The following is a 15,825-nucleotide window of genomic DNA, read 5'->3' on the forward strand; positions in this document are numbered from 1 at the left end:
TGCCCTGTGAGAAAATTAACGTTTTCCACAAGTCATTTTTTGCACGAGCCTATTTGATCATCAGTTATTCAACGACCACCTTGGTCCCAACGGGAATATTTTTATAAATCCATTTAGCATCGGGAATTGTTAACCGAATGCAGCCGTGAGACGCGACTTTGCCTAATTTTTTGGCTTCGGCTTTGTCATAGGTACCGTCTTGTTTAATGGGAACAGTATGAAACAGGTACTCCCCATGGTTTTTAAATGAAGTCCAGTAATTTGCGCCCTCATTTAAATTGGCATTATAAAAAGTAGTCCCTTTTTCATTTTCAATACTAAAGGTCCCAGTCGGGGTAGAATTATTTAATCCCGTTGAACAATACATGGTGTACAAAACTCTTGAGCCATCTTTAATGTAAACGCGCTGCTTTCGAATCGAGACGTCAATCCATGCATTTGGATGATTTTTTAATTTAGGATAGCTTTTAGTTTGTGATGGTTTAGTGTAATCAACCGTCTTAGCATTAATCACATTGACATAAATGCCGTAAGCCAGTCCAATCGCCACCACAATCAAAAGACATTTTTTGATAAATTTCAACATGATGATATTAGTAGCCTTTCGTGTTCAGAGCTGGTTAACTCTATCTACATTTTACCATGAACGTCTTCATCCACTCTCTTCGCCTGATTACTTTAATAAAATTTATCTAATTGGGGTACGATGACCGTTTTCCACATGACTTTTAAAATTCCATAGCCAATTACAACTCCGACTAACGCGCTCAAGAAGAAACTTGGAATGAAAATCCAAAGTGCACCTTTGGTTCCTAAAAATAAACTAGCGACAGGGTAAGCAACGATTGCTCCAATAATACCGGTCCCAATTAGTTCTCCAAACACAGCAAAAATTAATTTTCTCGTTTTCTTAAAAATCCAGCCAGAACAAAATGCACCAATCATGCTTCCAGGGAATGCGAGAATCGTTCCTGTCCCCAATATATTTCTAATTAATGAGGTTAAAAAAGCTTGAGTAAGTGCTGCCCATGGCCCTAAAATCACTCCAGAAATTAAGTTGATTAGATGCTGCATCGGTGCCACTTTGGCAACCCCAATTGTAAACTCAAACATGCTACCACTGACTACACCAAACGCGACGAACAAGGCGGTTAAAGTTAACCGGTAAATTCTTTTATGCATAAAAATAGCCCTCCTAAGTGATTTTGCACACTAGAAGAGCCCTAAGTTTAGAGTTAGGTTCTAACACTTTCCTCCGCTGGTATCATCCAGATCAGGTTCAAGGGTTCGAATTGAATCGTCTCAGCCATTTGGCGCCCCTAGTGTGATTGATATTTATTTACTCGTTGAGGATACCATTTTTACAAAATTTTGTACACCATATTGCAAAGTTACTTGTTTCAACTATAATTACCCTATTAACTATAAAGGAGCGCCCTCATGAAAAATATTCTAGTTCTTCATACTGGTGGTACCATTTCGATGTCGGAAAACGATTATGGAGCCGTTGATACCAATTCGAGTAACCCGTTGATGAAGCAAGCGAACCTCTCTGGTGAAGATTTCCATGTGACTTCAAAGGAATTTATGAATCTCCCTTCACCACATATGACACCAGAAACAATGTTGACGTTACAACAAGAAATAAAACAAGAATATGAAAAATTTGATGGCTTTGTGATTACGCACGGCACCGATACCCTGGAAGAAACTGCTTATTTTTTAGATTTGACACTAAGCTCTAATAAACCAATCGTTGTTACCGGGGCGATGCGTTCATCAAATAGTATCGGCTCAGACGGGCTGCATAACCTAATTAGTGCAATCCGAATTGCCATTAATAATGAATCCCGTAATCGTGGTGTTTTGGTCGCATTAAATGATCAAATTCACGCCGCTCGATTCGTGACGAAAGCTCACACAACGAATGTTGAAACTTTTGAATCACCTAGCGTTGGGCAAATCGGTGAAGTTTTACATGACACAATCGCCTACTACTTCAATCCTAAACCAATTGCCCCCATTCAGATTAATCAGGTCGTTCAACAAGTCTACCTGTTGAAAGCCTACGCCGGAATGGATGCTGATTTATTCAATCACGTGGCGAAAAAAAGTGGGAATGGTCTGATCATCGAAGGTACTGGCGCAGGAAATTTGCCACCAACTGTCCTACCAGCGCTTCAAAAAGTGATTGACCATCAGATTCCAGTCTTTTTAGTTGCTCGTGGTTATCGAGGCAATGCAGAGCCCGTCTATACTTATGAAGGTGGCGGTGAACAGCTCGTGAAGATGGGCGTTAACTTTGTCCATGGTTTAAATGGCCAAAAAGCCAGAATTAAGCTGCTGATTGGGATCTCTGCTGGACTATCAAATGACGGCTTAAAAGAATATCTATCAAATAATTTTTAACTCGCGGTTTGTAAAATTAAGTTAGAAAAATTAAAAAAGTACCCGTGGTGCTAGTTAATTTTTTCCTAGAGGAAAATGTCTAAACATGTTGGTAAATCAACAAAAAAAACGCATATAGTAGTCTCAAAACTCCCAAGAAATGAGGACTACATATGCGTTCATCAAAATATACTGAACATTATACGGATACTTTTATAACATTCAAGGAAATTATGAGAACTGTTTCTAACATATACCACAATTGTGTACCAGATAAGATTAAAAACCGAAGAAATACTGATCAACTGAAGCAACGCGATACAGTGATTATTGCTTGTGTTATATGGGACATAATTAATGGCTATACTAGCCAAAGAGCCACGTATAGAGAGGTTTGTTCCGTCTTATTTCCTAATGGTAACTTTCCTAGTAGGAGTCGATTCACTCGCTTAAGTTCAAACTTAGCTTACACTATCAAGATTATTCGATACTTTTTCATCAAGAAGCTCACCAAAGGTGAACTAGTCGGAATTATAGATAGTTTTCCTAGTCCATTATGTAAACCAGTTAGAAATAGACAAGCAAAACTATTGAATCAAATAGCCAAAGTTGGCTATAACTCAACAAAAAAATCTTATTTTTATGGTCTTAAAATTCATATGATTGTTACTAAGACTGGCTTTCCGATTACTTACTCAATCACGAATCCAGGTGTCCATGACGTGAAAGTGTTAGAGACTTTATCGGAAGAAGCGAATCTTCCCAATATCCTAGGGGACAAAGGATATATTAGCCATAAAATCCATGAAAAGCTTGCCCTTAAGGGCATTACTATATCCGTTCCGCCACGTAAAAACATGGATAAATCAGAAAAACTAGACCACAGCTTACTTGGAAAACAAAGAAAAACAGTTGAGACTGTTTTTTCTTCCTTAGAAAAATTAGGTTGTCAAAATTTCAACTCACGTTCTGTTAAAGGGCTAGAGAGTAGATTTGAAAGCATATTACTGGCTTACAGTGTTCTATTAAGTCGAGCACAACGACGTTTTGAAGGAACTTTGAGATATTCTTTAGGATATTAAAATTAACCAGAACCACGGGTGATTTATAGTATACTATGTCAAAAGGAGAAGTTAGATGAACAATCAAATCACACTAGCGTATTTAGATTATGATGATCTAGATGCTTTACAAGTTGTAAGTGTTGTCAGTTTTTATGAATCGTTTATCGATGGCGCAGATCCACTTGATATGCAAAGATATTTACAGACACAATTGACAACTGAAATATTGGCAGTAGAATTGGCACAGTCAACCAGTAAATTTATTGGTATTAAGGATCATCAAATACTCATTGGTTATATGAAAGTAAATGATGAAAAAGATGCTATAGAGATTCAACGGATCTATCTGCTCAAAGATTATCAAAACAAAGGGTTAGGGCAACGGTTACTCGATGAAGCGAATCGTTATGCTAAAACGAAACAAAAACGTTATTTACGTTTGGCTGTTTATGAAAAAAATCATGCAGGTATTCGTTTTTATGAACGTTATGGATTTAAAAAAATCGGGATCAAACATTTTCCTTTAGGAAAACAAGATCGTATTTGTCCGATTTTAGAAAAAGAAATCTAAAAAAACGTCCTCACTTTTGATGCTGAGGACGTTTTTTTAGACTGGTAATGGAACCATAATTCGCTTTCCTTTTTGATAAATCGCTAATTCCGTCACACCTTTTGCTTTTAACAGAGCAAAAAGATCATCGAAATGGAAACGGAAATGTTCAAGGTAATGCCCATATGATCCAACACTAAACAAGGTACCACCACGTGAAAGATATAAATCGATGACATATTCATATAACGCTAAATTGTCATACAAGTAAGCGCTCTTAGTATTTAATTCGAATGCCAATTTATTTTTGATTACTTGATCTAGAATCGGTAAAAACTGCGCTTCATATTGTTTAAATTCAGCAACGGATAGACCAAATACCCGAAAACCATAGTCAAAATGAGCAAAGACATCTGCTTCTATAACAACTAGTGCTTCTGAAAGTTGTGCAAAATACTGAGGAATCACAATAGCAGGATCCATATCTTTGACTTCGTCAGCTAAATAATCAAATTGACCATTATGATGCACACTGAGTAATTTTAAATCGTAATCTTTATCGGCTAAATAGTCGATGATCCGATTTTTTTCAGAAGCGATGTAACCGATTTCGATGCCTTTTAAAACACGATTGCCAAAACGCTTATTTAAGCTATCGATTGTTTGACTGTACATTTCATAATCGGGGATATCATCGACTTTAGTAACAGGATTGGCTAAGTCAAAATGTTCAGTTGTCACGACGTAACCATCGTAGTTTGTTAAATAGTCCTCATTTCTTGGGAGTTTTGAGACTACTATCTATATGCGTTTTTTTGTTGATTTACCAACATGTTTAGACATTTTCCTCTAGGAAAAAATTAACTAGCACCACGGGTAAAAAAGTCATTTGTGATAGACTTTTGAATAACCATAAACAAAAGTAAAGGAACATCACAAATGACCTATAAGCATCTTAACACACAAGAACTGACCTTTATATATCATTGTTGGAAACAAGGCACCAAGGCTTACCTTGCTGCACGTGCTTTACGACGGAGTGCTGAAACTATCTATCGTGTTTACCGTTTTCTGAATCAGGGAAAAACTATCGTTCAATATCAGGAACATTACCATCATCAAAAGACTAAATGCGGTCGTAAATCAATTACTCTACCGAAAGATGAACGAAAATATATTCAAAAGCAAGTCAACGCTGGCTGGACACCAGATACCATCATTGGTCGTAACGAGTATCATATTAGCTGTAGTATGCGAACCTTATATCGGGTGTTCAAGCGTGGCGAGTTTGATGTCCGTCAATTGCCAATGAAAGGGCGTCGTCACCCTAATGGTTACGTTGAAACACGCGGCCGAGGACGAACCGGACAATTAGGTCGTAATATTGATGAGCGATACAACGATTATCCTAACTATCGCAATGAATTTGGTCACCTAGAAGCTGATACTGTTCAAGGAAGTAAGCATCACGGCGCAGTCATGACTCTGGTTGAACGACTCTCCAAAGTTGAAATCATTCTTAACATTCATCATCGTACTGCCGAATGTGTTAACACTCACCTTGATCAATGGCTTGCCAAAATACCACGGCACCTCTTCAAGTCCATCACATTTGATAATGGTAAAGAGTTTGCCGAATGGCGTGAGATCGCTAATAAGTATGATATTAGTACCTATTTTGCAGAAGTTGGTGCTCCCAATCAGCGGGGGTTAAACGAAAATAATAATGGTATTATTCGACGTGATGGGCTAAAGAAGGGTATGGATTTTCGTTCACTACCTGATGAATTAATCCAGCAAATTATGACACGCCGTAATAACATTCCACGCAAGTCACTTAATTACCAAACACCTTTAGAAGTATTCATGAAGCATATTACAGATAGCCGATTTCTAATTTAAATTGACATTCCGGGACTAAAAAAGCAGTCCAATTCGGCTGCTTTTTTGATTTTACATATTTAAATTAATTATTTTTGGCGACTCTTTAATTCTTCACCAATTGCTTCAAAGCCTGGTTTCCCAAGTAATCCAAACATATTGGTTTTGTATGCTTCAACCCCGGGTTGGTTAAATGGATTAATACCATTTAAGTAGCCAGAAATACCAATCGCAACTTCAAAGAAATACATTAAGTAGCCCAAACTGTATTCATCTTGCTTAGGAATCTTGACAGTCATAACTGGTACGCCACCATCAACGTGCGCAAGGACAACGGCTTGATATGCCTTGTCGTTCACATAATCCATGGTCTTACCTTGAAGATATTCAAGGCCGTCTAGGTTCCCATCTTCACTAGGAATAACAACGTCGTTCTTAGGTTCGGCAACTTTGACAACTGTTTCCATCAATGTACGACGACCTTCTTGAATATATTGACCTAATGAATGTAAATCAGTTGAGAAGTTAGCTGATGAAGGATAAATCCCCTTTTGATCTTTACCTTCAGATTCGCCGGCCAATTGTTTCCACCATTCAGCAAACATCGTCATAGTTGGTTCGTAGTTTTCAAGTAATTCAGTTGTATAACCTTTACGATATAAAATATTACGATAAGCAGCATATTGATATGCTTCATTTTTGTTGAGGTCGGTGTCGACATATTCATGTTCAGCGTCACGAGCGCCTTCCATTAATTTGTCGATATCTGCACCGGCAGCTGCAATTGGCAATAAACCAACGGCCGTCAGTACTGAGAAACGACCACCAACGCCGTCAGGAATAACAAATGATTCGTATCCCTCAGAATTAGCTTCAGTTTTAAGTGCACCACGTTCTTTATCTGTCGTAGCATAAATCCGCGCTTTAGCACCATCATCACCATATTTTTTAATTAACATTTGTTTGAAAATACGGAAAGCAATTGATGGTTCAGTAGTAGTTCCTGATTTTGAAATTACGTTAACAGAAAAATCACGATCTCCAATTAATTGAACCAAATCATGTACATAAGAAGAACTAATTGAGTTACCAGCAAACAAAATTTGTGGAGCTTTACGGTCTTCATCTGTTTGTGCTTGGAAAAAGGCGTTATTTAGGAAGTCAATTGCTGCACGAGCTCCTAAGTATGAACCACCAATTCCAATGACAACCAATACCTTAGAATCTGATTGGATCTTTTGAGCTGCTTTTTTGATTCGAGCAAACTCATCTTTATCATAATCAGATGGGAGATGTAGCCAATCGATATATTCAGAACCTGCACCGGTGCCATTACGCAACTGATCATCAGCTGCTTTCACCATTGCTTGCATCTCACCTAATTCGTTAGGTTGGATAAATGTACTAAGATTAGAACTATCAAATGAAATATGAGCCAAAATAATTACCTCTTTCTTTTCTTGATAACATCATTATACACCACAAAATTGGTATAGACAACTCAAAATAACTTAGTTTACTTCAGCATTCCAAGAAGTACTGACCCAACAATAACTAATACTGAACCAATCACAACGTACACCATTTCTTTGTTGGTTTTCTTTTCTCCCAAGAACCAAATGCTCCCGAAAGTAGAGATAACGATTCCGCTTTGAGCTAATGAATAGCTAATAGCTAAACCAACGTGAGGAATAGAAATGAACATGAACAAATTACCAACACCCCACACAAGACCGGTTAACACGTTTTTGTATGATACTGGTTTGGTAATATCCTTTGCGCTCTTTTTGTACAACGCAAAGATAATTGCGCCAACAAACATACCAATGGCTTGTGGGAAGACCACTGCTTTAGCATCAACGTTAGCGTAGTTAACAATGATAGTGTACATTACATAACCTAACGTTGAAAAAATAATGGCACGGATACCAGTAGACACATCATTATGTTGAGTATCTGTGGCCCCCATGGCTGAGGCCGCACGATCACGTAAAGAAGTGATGGCAGCTCCAGCAATCAATACGACAACTGCAATGGTACCAACAGTAATCATATGCGTAGTTTTCCATTCGTGGAAAAGTAACACCCCTGCTAGAGCGTTACCAGCAAGTTGTAACCCAGTAGAAATTGGAACAGTTTTTGAAATTCCGATTGCTTTCATAGATGTAAATTGTTGGCTTTGACCGACTGCCCAGAATAAACCAGATAACAGCCCTGAAATCCAAACGCGTCCCGTCAGCGCTGGTTGGTAAACCACAATTGTAAAAATCCCGAATAAGACAGCCCCTGCTGTCATTCCTAAGGTTTGTTGGATAGGTGTACCACCCAGCTTACCACTAATCAATCCGACACTACCCCAAGCTAACGCTGGGATTAAAGCTAATGCAATAAACATAATATAATTCTCCCTTAAATTTCTCTCTATGACATACCATTATATATATCTGGAAACGGTTACACAACTGTTATTTATTTCACAAGCTTGAAAAACTAATTGGTCTACTACTGAAAACGTTAACATTGTGTATTAACGACAAAAAACAGGCAATTGGTCTAAATTTAACCAATTACCTGTAGATATCATACTATGAGTGCTTTGCGTGTTCACGATCTGGGAAATAAATCGTAAATTTAGTTCCTTTACCATATTCACTAGTGACATCAATCTTACCACCATGTAAATCAACTAGTTGATGGACAATGGCCAAGCCAAGTCCAGATTCACCGTACTCGGTATTCATTCGAGACCGATCAGCTTTGTAGAATCGTTCCCAAATGTTTTTAACTTGTTCATCCGTCATTCCAATCCCTGTATCAGAGATTTCAAATTGACTACCGGTCTCAACTTTTTCAGCTTTCAAAGTAATCGTACCATCTTTAGTAAACTGAATTGCATTTTGAACGATATTAAAAATCACTTGTACGAAACGATCATAATCAGCATACGTCATCAATGAGTCTGGCGCATCAACGATGATCTTGTCTCCTTGATTGTCAGCTTTCTTATTGAGTTGCTCACTTAAGTTAGCCAAGACCTCTGCGGCATTAAAGACCTTACGTTCCATGGTAAATTGATTAGTTCGAATCTTTTCGTAATCCAAATTATCGTTAACCAATCTAATCAAACGCTTAGTATCATTTTGCATCAACTTAATGCTTTGAGCTTTATCTTCCTCTGGAATTGCATCATATTCAAGTCCTTCAAGCAACCCATTAATCGTCGTAAGTGGTGTTCTCATTTCGTGGGCGGCATCCGCCATAAATTTACGACGGCGTTCTTCTTGACGTTTAATTTCCTCTTGTGATTCTTGTAACGAGCCAGCCATCTTACCAAAGTCATTAGACAATTCACTGATTTCATCACGGCCACGCAGATCCAACTTCACATCGTAATTACCATGTGTAATTTGGTGAGTCGCAATTCTCATTTTGTCGATTCGTTTGGTTGTCGAACGGGCAAGGAAATAACTCAAGATTAACGAAATTAACGTGGAAACTACAAAAGCAATCCATAAGTTATTTTGAATTTGTTTAACATTTCCTTGGATATCGGAAACATACGCTCCAATTGAAACCACAGCAACCAGTTTGCCCTTATAGAAATAAGGACGCACCACTTCGGTCATTTGTGGTCGATTCACTCCTGCTTTTTTACTCGACGATTTAGAACTGGTATCAGTCTTAACTGCAGTTGCCATCATCTTATGAACAGTTTTACCCTGTTTTAGTTTTTTCCAATCTGCTTTGCTCACCTGAGTTGCAAATTCTGAACTAGAATAACTAATTTTGTTTTCTTTACTATAAATAGTAAAATGCACATTTTGACGTGCCAATAAGCGAGCATTATTTTGCAGCGGAATTGTAGTTAACCCTTCAAATTGTTTGGTATTTTCATCATAGCGCATGGAATCTTCAATCAAACTATCTGAATAATTTTGCAACTGCGTCCAAGTGTTCGTATATAACATTCTGGTCGTTACATTAATAAACAAAAGTCCCACAATTACGATACAAGTTAAAATAACCGCAAAAAAGCCCAACATTTGTTTATAAATTAATTTCATTGATTAGCTCCACTATCATCAAATTTATAACCAACACCCCAAACGGTTTGCACCACTTGTGGACCAACTTTTTCAATTTTTTGACGTAATTTCTTAATATGGGCATCAACGGTTCTTTCATCCCCATAATATTCATAATCCCAAACTAGCTGAAGTAACTGTTCACGTGAAAAGACCTGACGTGGTTTGGTAGCTAAAGTTTTAAGTAAATCGAATTCTTTTGGTGTCAAATCTGTAATTGCTTCATTATTTAAGTACACTTCACGAGTTTTACTATTTAATCGGAAATTTTCTGTCACTACGTCGAAAGTATCATCGGTTTCTTCTGATTCTGTATTACCGATAGTATTCAACTCACTACGACGGTACAGGGCCTTAATTCGAGCAATCAAGGTAATTGGGCTAAATGGCTTGGTTACATAATCATCTGCACCCATTTCGAGTCCTAACACTTGATCACTTTCTGAGTCACGGGCGGTTAACATAATGATGGGAACAGTTGGTGATAACTTCCGTAATTCAGCGGCCACCTGCATACCATCCATTTTTGGTAAATTCAAATCCAAAGTCACAATATCCCAACTATTGGAATCATCCTTAAACTTTTCAATCGCATCTTCCCCATCATAAGAAAAGTGCGCGTCCCAGTTTTCTTTTTTAAAGAACATTGCCATCATTTCTGATACTGATTTATTATCTTCTACCATTAATAGTTTCATTGTGTCTCCTCCTGTCGTATCACTGCTTATCAGTAATTATACGTTGTTTTATTTATTTTTAATAGTCTGAGCTTATCTCACTTTATCTAATTTACACAATAAATTTTGCATTTCATTGATTAGAATGTGAAGAAAGATTGATAATTTGTATCGAATGCATCTTTTTTTAACTTTCACCGAATTAATTCGACAAAAAAAGTGCTGCACCTATTTAGTGCAACACTCTGTACATTTGTATTAAGCCATCACTTCACGAATAGCTTCAGCTAAACGTTTAACTCCATCATCAATCTTTTCTTCTGGAGTATTTGAATAGTTCATTCTGAAGGTACCTGGAATCGTTTCATTACCAAAGAATGGATCACCAGGAACAATCGCAACATTGCGTTCCAATGCAGCATCAAACAGTTTTTGGGTATCATCAACACCTGGAACCATGACCCAAAGGAACATCCCACCTTCAGGATTACTATGAGTAACATTCTTAGGGAAATACTTGTCAATAGCAGCCATCATGATTTGTTCACGTTTGTGGTATAAAGCAGTAATCGCTTGAACATGTTCATCAATATCATTTTCAGCGAAGTATTCAGCTGCAATATATTGTGCCAAACTATCAGTGTGTAAATCGGCTGATTGTTTCATCATCATATACTTTTTGATTAATTTAGGTTCAGCAACAACCCAACCCAAACGCAAACCTGGTGATAGAATTTTCGACAAGGTACCCATATAGATAACGTGATCTGTAGTATCCATTGATTTAAGTGAAGGTAGGTTCTCACCTTCCCAACGAATAGCACCGTAAGGATTGTCTTCCAAAACCATCACATCGTATTTAACAGCCAATTCCAATAACTTCTTACGACGATCTAACGTCATTGTCCGACCAGTTGGATTTTGGAAAGTTGGAATCGTGTAAATTAAGCGTGCGGTTGGATTGTCCTTCAAAGCTTGTTCCAAGGCATCCATTCTCATGCCGTCTTCATCCATGTCAACTCCAACAAAATGTGCCCCATATGAACGGAAAACATCAACCGCAGTTAAGTAGGTTGGATTTTCAACGATGACAACACTACCTTCATCAAGAAACATTTTACCAGTCAAATCAATCGATTGTTGTGATCCAGTAGCGACCATCACATGGTCAACGTCGGTATTAATACCATCGATTTTTAAACGGTCAACAATCACATTACGAAGTTCTGGTACCCCTTGTGACGAACCATATTGTAAAGCACTAGGACCTTTGGTATCAAAAACCTTGTCAGCCGCCTTTTTGACTTGCTCAACGGGAAAAAGTTCGGGAGCTGGTAGTCCACCAGCAAATGACATGACTTTAGGATCACCAGCAACTTTCAAAATGTTTCCAACTGGGTCAACGTCTGTCTTTGGTACACGATCTGAAAAATGATATTTCATTATGAATATCCCCTTTAATATGTATTTTGGAACTTAATAGCGTTTGGTCATTTAATACTATGTAAATCGTCTTGCAAACGAATATGAACAAATCCGCCAGAATGTTCTACTTACTCCAAATGGAATAATTGTGCTTATTATACAACTAAAAGTTAAAAGTTCCAATCGATTTTTCATAATATTTTAATTTTTAGACTAAAAAAAGCCCCATTTATTAGGACTTTCACTCGCAATAATACGTATTAATGTTATTTTTTAATCATTTTGTAATTTTCATCGTAGTATTTACCATTGCGAATATCATCTGGCATCCCCTCATATGGAGCCTGAGCAATCACGTCATTGTTATTTTGACCAGCATCCCCGATATAAGTAATATTAGCAAATTCTGGAACCACCAATTTTGGATAGGTCTCGAATTTCTCACGCGATTCTTCCATTAAATCAATATGTTCATTTTGACAAGTCACCGTAATTTCAGGGTGTTCTTGAACCCACTTAGGGAAGAAAATAGTCCCATTTAACTTCTTTTCATTTGGAAGAAAATCCAGAGCCACATCTGTACCAGTTGGTTCAGTCCAGGCAATTTTATAAATGCCTTCCGTCAACATTACGATATTCGCTTCTTGATCGGTGACCCAGCGACCAGCCACCATACCACCATGAATTCTATAATCGACGGTATGATCATTTTTAGCATACCATTCATATTCCCACCCATTATCATAGGTATAGATAAAATGGGTTCCCAAAAAATCATCTAGAGTTTTAAATTGTTTTTCGCTCATCATCAGTTCCCCTTTTAAGTTATTTATTACATGTAATTATTTACATGTTTTAGAATACTCGATTATGATATACTCAATTTTGTTGATTGTCAAATGAGGTGAGAAAAATGGCGCAAAAAAATAATTTAAAATATATCATTTTAGGGCTGCTGAGTGAACGGTCCTTAACCGGTTATGATATTACCAAAGCGTTTGCTTCTGATATCGGTGAATTTTGGAGTGCAAACCATAGTCAAATCTACCCTCTATTAATTAAAATGGAAGCTAATGGATTAATTAGTCATGAAATAATTGTTACCGGTGCAAAACTTGAAAAAAAGCTTTATTCTTTAACTCAGACCGGTACAATAGAATTCAAGACTTGGCTTCAATCGCCCACGCCAGAATTATCAGCGTCCAAAGACGAATTCATTTTGAAGTTGTATTTTATTGAAAACTCGACGGATCCCTTACTTCCTGAAATGCTCGCTGAGCAATTAATGCTCCATCACAACAAGTTAGTGCATTTACAATCGCAAATGACTAATAAATTTGAAAATACCGACCGCAAACAGGCACAATTTGGCCACTTTTTAATCTTGCAACACGCCATCGAACGGGAAACCGCTTATGAGTCATGGTTACAACAAACTATAAATAATCTAGGTGATTAATGGAATGGAAAATAAAAAAATTGGGCTCACTACTGGCCTAGCGTCATACATAATTTGGGGATTACTTCCGATTTACTGGGAATTGTTACACATAGTACCTGCAATGAATACATTGAGTTACCGGATTGTTTGGTCAATGGCCACCATGCTAATTGTGATTACGGTCCAACACGACTGGCGCACACTTATCACAACCATTAAAGATTTATTTGCAGCCAAGAAGTTACGCTGGATAGTCATGGCATCTTTCTTAATTTCAATTAATTGGTTCATTTATATTTATATGGTCGGTCATCATCAAGCAACTGAAGCTAGTTTGGGATACTACATTATGCCATTGATGAATATCGTAGTGGCTGTGTTATTCCTCCACGAAAGTCTTTCTCGAAATAAATTAATTGCGATTTCACTAGCTTTAATTGGAGTAATCATTTTAACTATCCAATCTGGTTCACTACCACTGAACACTTTACTGATGGCGGCCTCATTTTGTCTGTATGGTTTAATCAAGAAACAAGTACCACTGCCTGCCACAATGTCTTTGACGCTCGAAACCTTGTTTGTCTTTCCAATTGCTGCCATTTATTTGATATGGTTTGAGCCTGGTTCCATTTTTGCTTATACTTCCAGTGTGACAACACTCTTAATTTTCAGTGGAGTTATCACAGTAATTCCATTACTACTATTTGCCGTTGCAACTAAAAATTTGGACTTTATCACATTGAGTTTTATTCAGTATTTGAATCCAACTATGCAACTATTAGTAGCTGTTCTGCTGCTCCATGAAGCATTTGACGTCCACAAATTAATCGTCTTTGCGTTCATTTGGGCAGGTATCATTATCTTCGCTATTGGTAGTATCCGTAGTTATCGTCAATCACAAAATTTTTCTAAATAATTGAGGTATTATTATGTCTGCGTCACCGCGCAAAATATCCATTCCAACTGAGATTTCCGAAAAGCTTAATTTAAAGAACGGTGATCCAGTTAAAATTGTTAGTCAAAATCAAGAATTTACCGTTAAACCTGTCAATCAAAAGGAAATGGCGCTGAACAACATTTCCATTTTATGGTACTTACCGGTATCAATTATCTGTGGTTTAATTTTTTATGCCATTTTTGTTGATCAAAAAGTCCACCAAATCCCTTTACACGGCGATAATTCAATTGCCACGATGGTAATTTTTGGTAGTGCAATTACTGGGATTATCTTCTTTTCAATTTTCTTTTTTCTCAATCGAAAACGGATTGCCAGAGATGGTTCCCGTGTCTACTTACGTATCTATTTTCCTCTCGTCATTTCGTTTGCTGTAATTTTAGTATTAGGACTATTAGGATTGTTTTGGACCGTTGGGTTAATGTTTCACGGCGCATCCTTTGATCCATTTACTTCATCCGTCATTTTTATTTTGTTTAATGCATTAATTAATTATTCAATGATTCTTGCCGCCCTGTCCGTTTCCACGGCGGTGATGACTAACCTACTGATGGCTGTGATTATCAGTGGTACCGTGGTTTCGATGCTCAGTAATCAAAATAGTCATTGGTGGCAACATAATCTCAGTTTTTTAGGAACACAAATGGCCGATAAATCGTGGCAATTCAATCTCTCCTTAATGCTCTCTGCACTACTAATGATTGCCTTAGTTGATTACCTATTTGTGAGCTTACACTCGGCCTTTCCCAAATCTATCAATTTGTTGATTTTACGAATTATGTTGACCATCACTGCGATTGACGTTGCTGCAGTCGGTTTATTTCCAAATGATATTACTTATCACAATATTCATACTCATTTCGCCCAACTACTAGTGTTATTTGTCTTAGCCATGATGATTAGTGTTAATTGGCTTTTACCGAAGACATCAAAAGAATTTAACTTGGTATCAATTGGTGCTGGGATTGCTTTAGTTGCAACCTCTGTTGGCTTTTACGGCATTCATTACCTTTCTCTGACTGCTTTTGAATTGATTTCCTTTATGGTCGCATTTGCTTGGATTTTGATTTTATTACAAAATATCACTAACTTAACTAAGCCTGAAAGTATCATCGTTACAATCGAATAAATAATCAAAGTTGAAATTAATAGGTTCTTTGTCAAGAAGTACTGATGACCTAGAATTTCACAATCATTAACATCAAGCTGCTAGTTTCTCCGTTGTCGGGGAATTAGCAGTTTTTTGTTGTTTTGTGAGAGATATGAAATTTTTAGAATAGAAACTATTTTTAAATGCAATTAGAATTCGAATCTTGAAGTGATAGAAGTTTCTAAACCCGTACGCAGTACGCTTTATTA

Annotated in this window: 16 protein-coding genes, 1 pseudogene and 1 riboswitch; of the genes and pseudogenes, 7 read left to right on the forward strand and 10 right to left on the reverse strand. The window is 37.2% G+C overall.

Annotation, left to right across the window (positions count from 1 at the left end; genetic code table 11):
- Positions 1–64 precede the first annotated feature (64 nt).
- A complete protein-coding gene (locus FFM59_RS00950; RefSeq protein WP_137601191.1) occupies positions 65–586 on the reverse strand; it encodes a L,D-transpeptidase in 522 nt (173 codons plus the stop codon).
- Positions 587–678: 92 nt separating this feature from the next.
- The gene (thiW, locus tag FFM59_RS00955; protein ID WP_137601192.1) at positions 679–1,182 is read right to left on the reverse strand and encodes an energy coupling factor transporter S component ThiW; all 504 of its coding nucleotides are present in this window, start codon (positions 1,180–1,182) and stop codon (positions 679–681) included.
- Between the two features lie 51 nt (positions 1,183–1,233).
- Positions 1,234–1,331: riboswitch (TPP riboswitch) on the reverse strand.
- Between the two features lie 109 nt (positions 1,332–1,440).
- On the opposite strand from thiW, the gene FFM59_RS00960 reads away from it, so the two are divergent.
- From FFM59_RS00960 to FFM59_RS00970, 3 genes are all read left to right on the forward strand, one after another.
- Positions 1,441–2,409 (forward strand): asparaginase, encoded by a 969-nt coding sequence (locus FFM59_RS00960; protein ID WP_137601193.1) that lies wholly within the window; start codon positions 1,441–1,443, stop codon positions 2,407–2,409.
- A 152-nt stretch (positions 2,410–2,561) separates the two neighbouring features.
- Positions 2,562–3,470, forward strand: a complete 909-nt coding sequence (locus FFM59_RS00965; protein WP_137601194.1) for an IS982-like element ISEfm1 family transposase — start codon at positions 2,562–2,564, stop codon at positions 3,468–3,470.
- Positions 3,471–3,525: 55 nt separating this feature from the next.
- On the forward strand, positions 3,526–4,023 hold the full coding sequence (locus tag FFM59_RS00970; RefSeq protein WP_137601195.1) for a GNAT family N-acetyltransferase: 498 nt from the start codon (positions 3,526–3,528) through the stop codon (positions 4,021–4,023).
- 36 nt (positions 4,024–4,059) lie between these two features.
- Here the strand turns inward: FFM59_RS00970 and FFM59_RS00975 are convergent, their stop codons facing one another.
- Positions 4,060–4,743 (reverse strand): PHP domain-containing protein, encoded by a 684-nt coding sequence (locus FFM59_RS00975; protein ID WP_137601196.1) that lies wholly within the window; start codon positions 4,741–4,743, stop codon positions 4,060–4,062.
- Between the two features lie 198 nt (positions 4,744–4,941).
- Here FFM59_RS00975 and FFM59_RS00980 point away from each other — a divergent pair, with 198 nt between their 5' ends.
- Entirely contained in the window at positions 4,942–5,904 is a 963-nt protein-coding gene (locus FFM59_RS00980; RefSeq protein WP_137601197.1) for an IS30 family transposase, read from the forward strand.
- Between the two features lie 68 nt (positions 5,905–5,972).
- On the opposite strand, the gene FFM59_RS00985 is transcribed toward FFM59_RS00980, so the two are convergent.
- The 6 genes from FFM59_RS00985 to FFM59_RS01010 form a co-directional block, all read right to left on the reverse strand.
- The gene (locus tag FFM59_RS00985) at positions 5,973–7,322 is read right to left on the reverse strand and encodes a glucose-6-phosphate isomerase (protein WP_137601198.1); all 1,350 of its coding nucleotides are present in this window, start codon (positions 7,320–7,322) and stop codon (positions 5,973–5,975) included.
- Positions 7,323–7,399: 77 nt separating this feature from the next.
- The gene (locus tag FFM59_RS00990) at positions 7,400–8,278 is read right to left on the reverse strand and encodes a GRP family sugar transporter (RefSeq protein ID WP_137601199.1); all 879 of its coding nucleotides are present in this window, start codon (positions 8,276–8,278) and stop codon (positions 7,400–7,402) included.
- Positions 8,279–8,468: 190 nt separating this feature from the next.
- Positions 8,469–9,947: an ATP-binding protein gene (locus FFM59_RS00995; RefSeq protein ID WP_137601200.1), complete on the reverse strand. Its 1,479-nt coding sequence runs from the start codon at positions 9,945–9,947 to the stop codon at positions 8,469–8,471.
- A complete protein-coding gene (locus tag FFM59_RS01000) occupies positions 9,944–10,666 on the reverse strand; it encodes a response regulator transcription factor (protein ID WP_137601201.1) in 723 nt (240 codons plus the stop codon). The genes FFM59_RS00995 and FFM59_RS01000 overlap by 4 nt, the downstream gene beginning before the upstream one ends.
- Positions 10,667–10,903: 237 nt before the next feature.
- The gene (locus FFM59_RS01005) at positions 10,904–12,088 is read right to left on the reverse strand and encodes an aminotransferase-like domain-containing protein (protein WP_137601202.1); all 1,185 of its coding nucleotides are present in this window, start codon (positions 12,086–12,088) and stop codon (positions 10,904–10,906) included.
- A 248-nt stretch (positions 12,089–12,336) separates the two neighbouring features.
- On the reverse strand, positions 12,337–12,876 hold the full coding sequence (locus FFM59_RS01010; protein WP_137601203.1) for a phenolic acid decarboxylase: 540 nt from the start codon (positions 12,874–12,876) through the stop codon (positions 12,337–12,339).
- A 107-nt stretch (positions 12,877–12,983) separates the two neighbouring features.
- Between FFM59_RS01010 and FFM59_RS01015 the strand changes: the two genes are divergently transcribed.
- The 3 genes from FFM59_RS01015 to FFM59_RS01025 are packed head-to-tail and all read left to right on the forward strand — an operon-like array spanning position 12,984 to position 15,595.
- Positions 12,984–13,529 carry a PadR family transcriptional regulator gene (locus FFM59_RS01015; protein ID WP_137601204.1) on the forward strand — a complete coding sequence of 182 codons (546 nt, stop codon included), beginning with the start codon at positions 12,984–12,986 and terminating at the stop codon, positions 13,527–13,529.
- 4 nt (positions 13,530–13,533) lie between these two features.
- On the forward strand, positions 13,534–14,427 hold the full coding sequence (rarD, locus tag FFM59_RS01020) for an EamA family transporter RarD (protein ID WP_137601205.1): 894 nt from the start codon (positions 13,534–13,536) through the stop codon (positions 14,425–14,427).
- A 13-nt stretch (positions 14,428–14,440) separates the two neighbouring features.
- Positions 14,441–15,595, forward strand: coding sequence for an AbrB/MazE/SpoVT family DNA-binding domain-containing protein (locus FFM59_RS01025; protein ID WP_137601206.1), 1,155 nt, complete (start codon positions 14,441–14,443; stop codon positions 15,593–15,595).
- A gap of 72 nt (positions 15,596–15,667) precedes the next feature.
- Here FFM59_RS01025 and FFM59_RS10410 read toward each other — a convergent pair.
- Positions 15,668–15,825: pseudogene (locus tag FFM59_RS10410) on the reverse strand (ISL3 family transposase); the annotation flags it as partial.

Origin of the sequence: Paucilactobacillus nenjiangensis, assembly GCF_005405445.1 — a bacterium.
In the GTDB taxonomy this organism is placed as follows: Bacteria; Bacillota; Bacilli; order Lactobacillales; family Lactobacillaceae; genus Paucilactobacillus; species Paucilactobacillus nenjiangensis.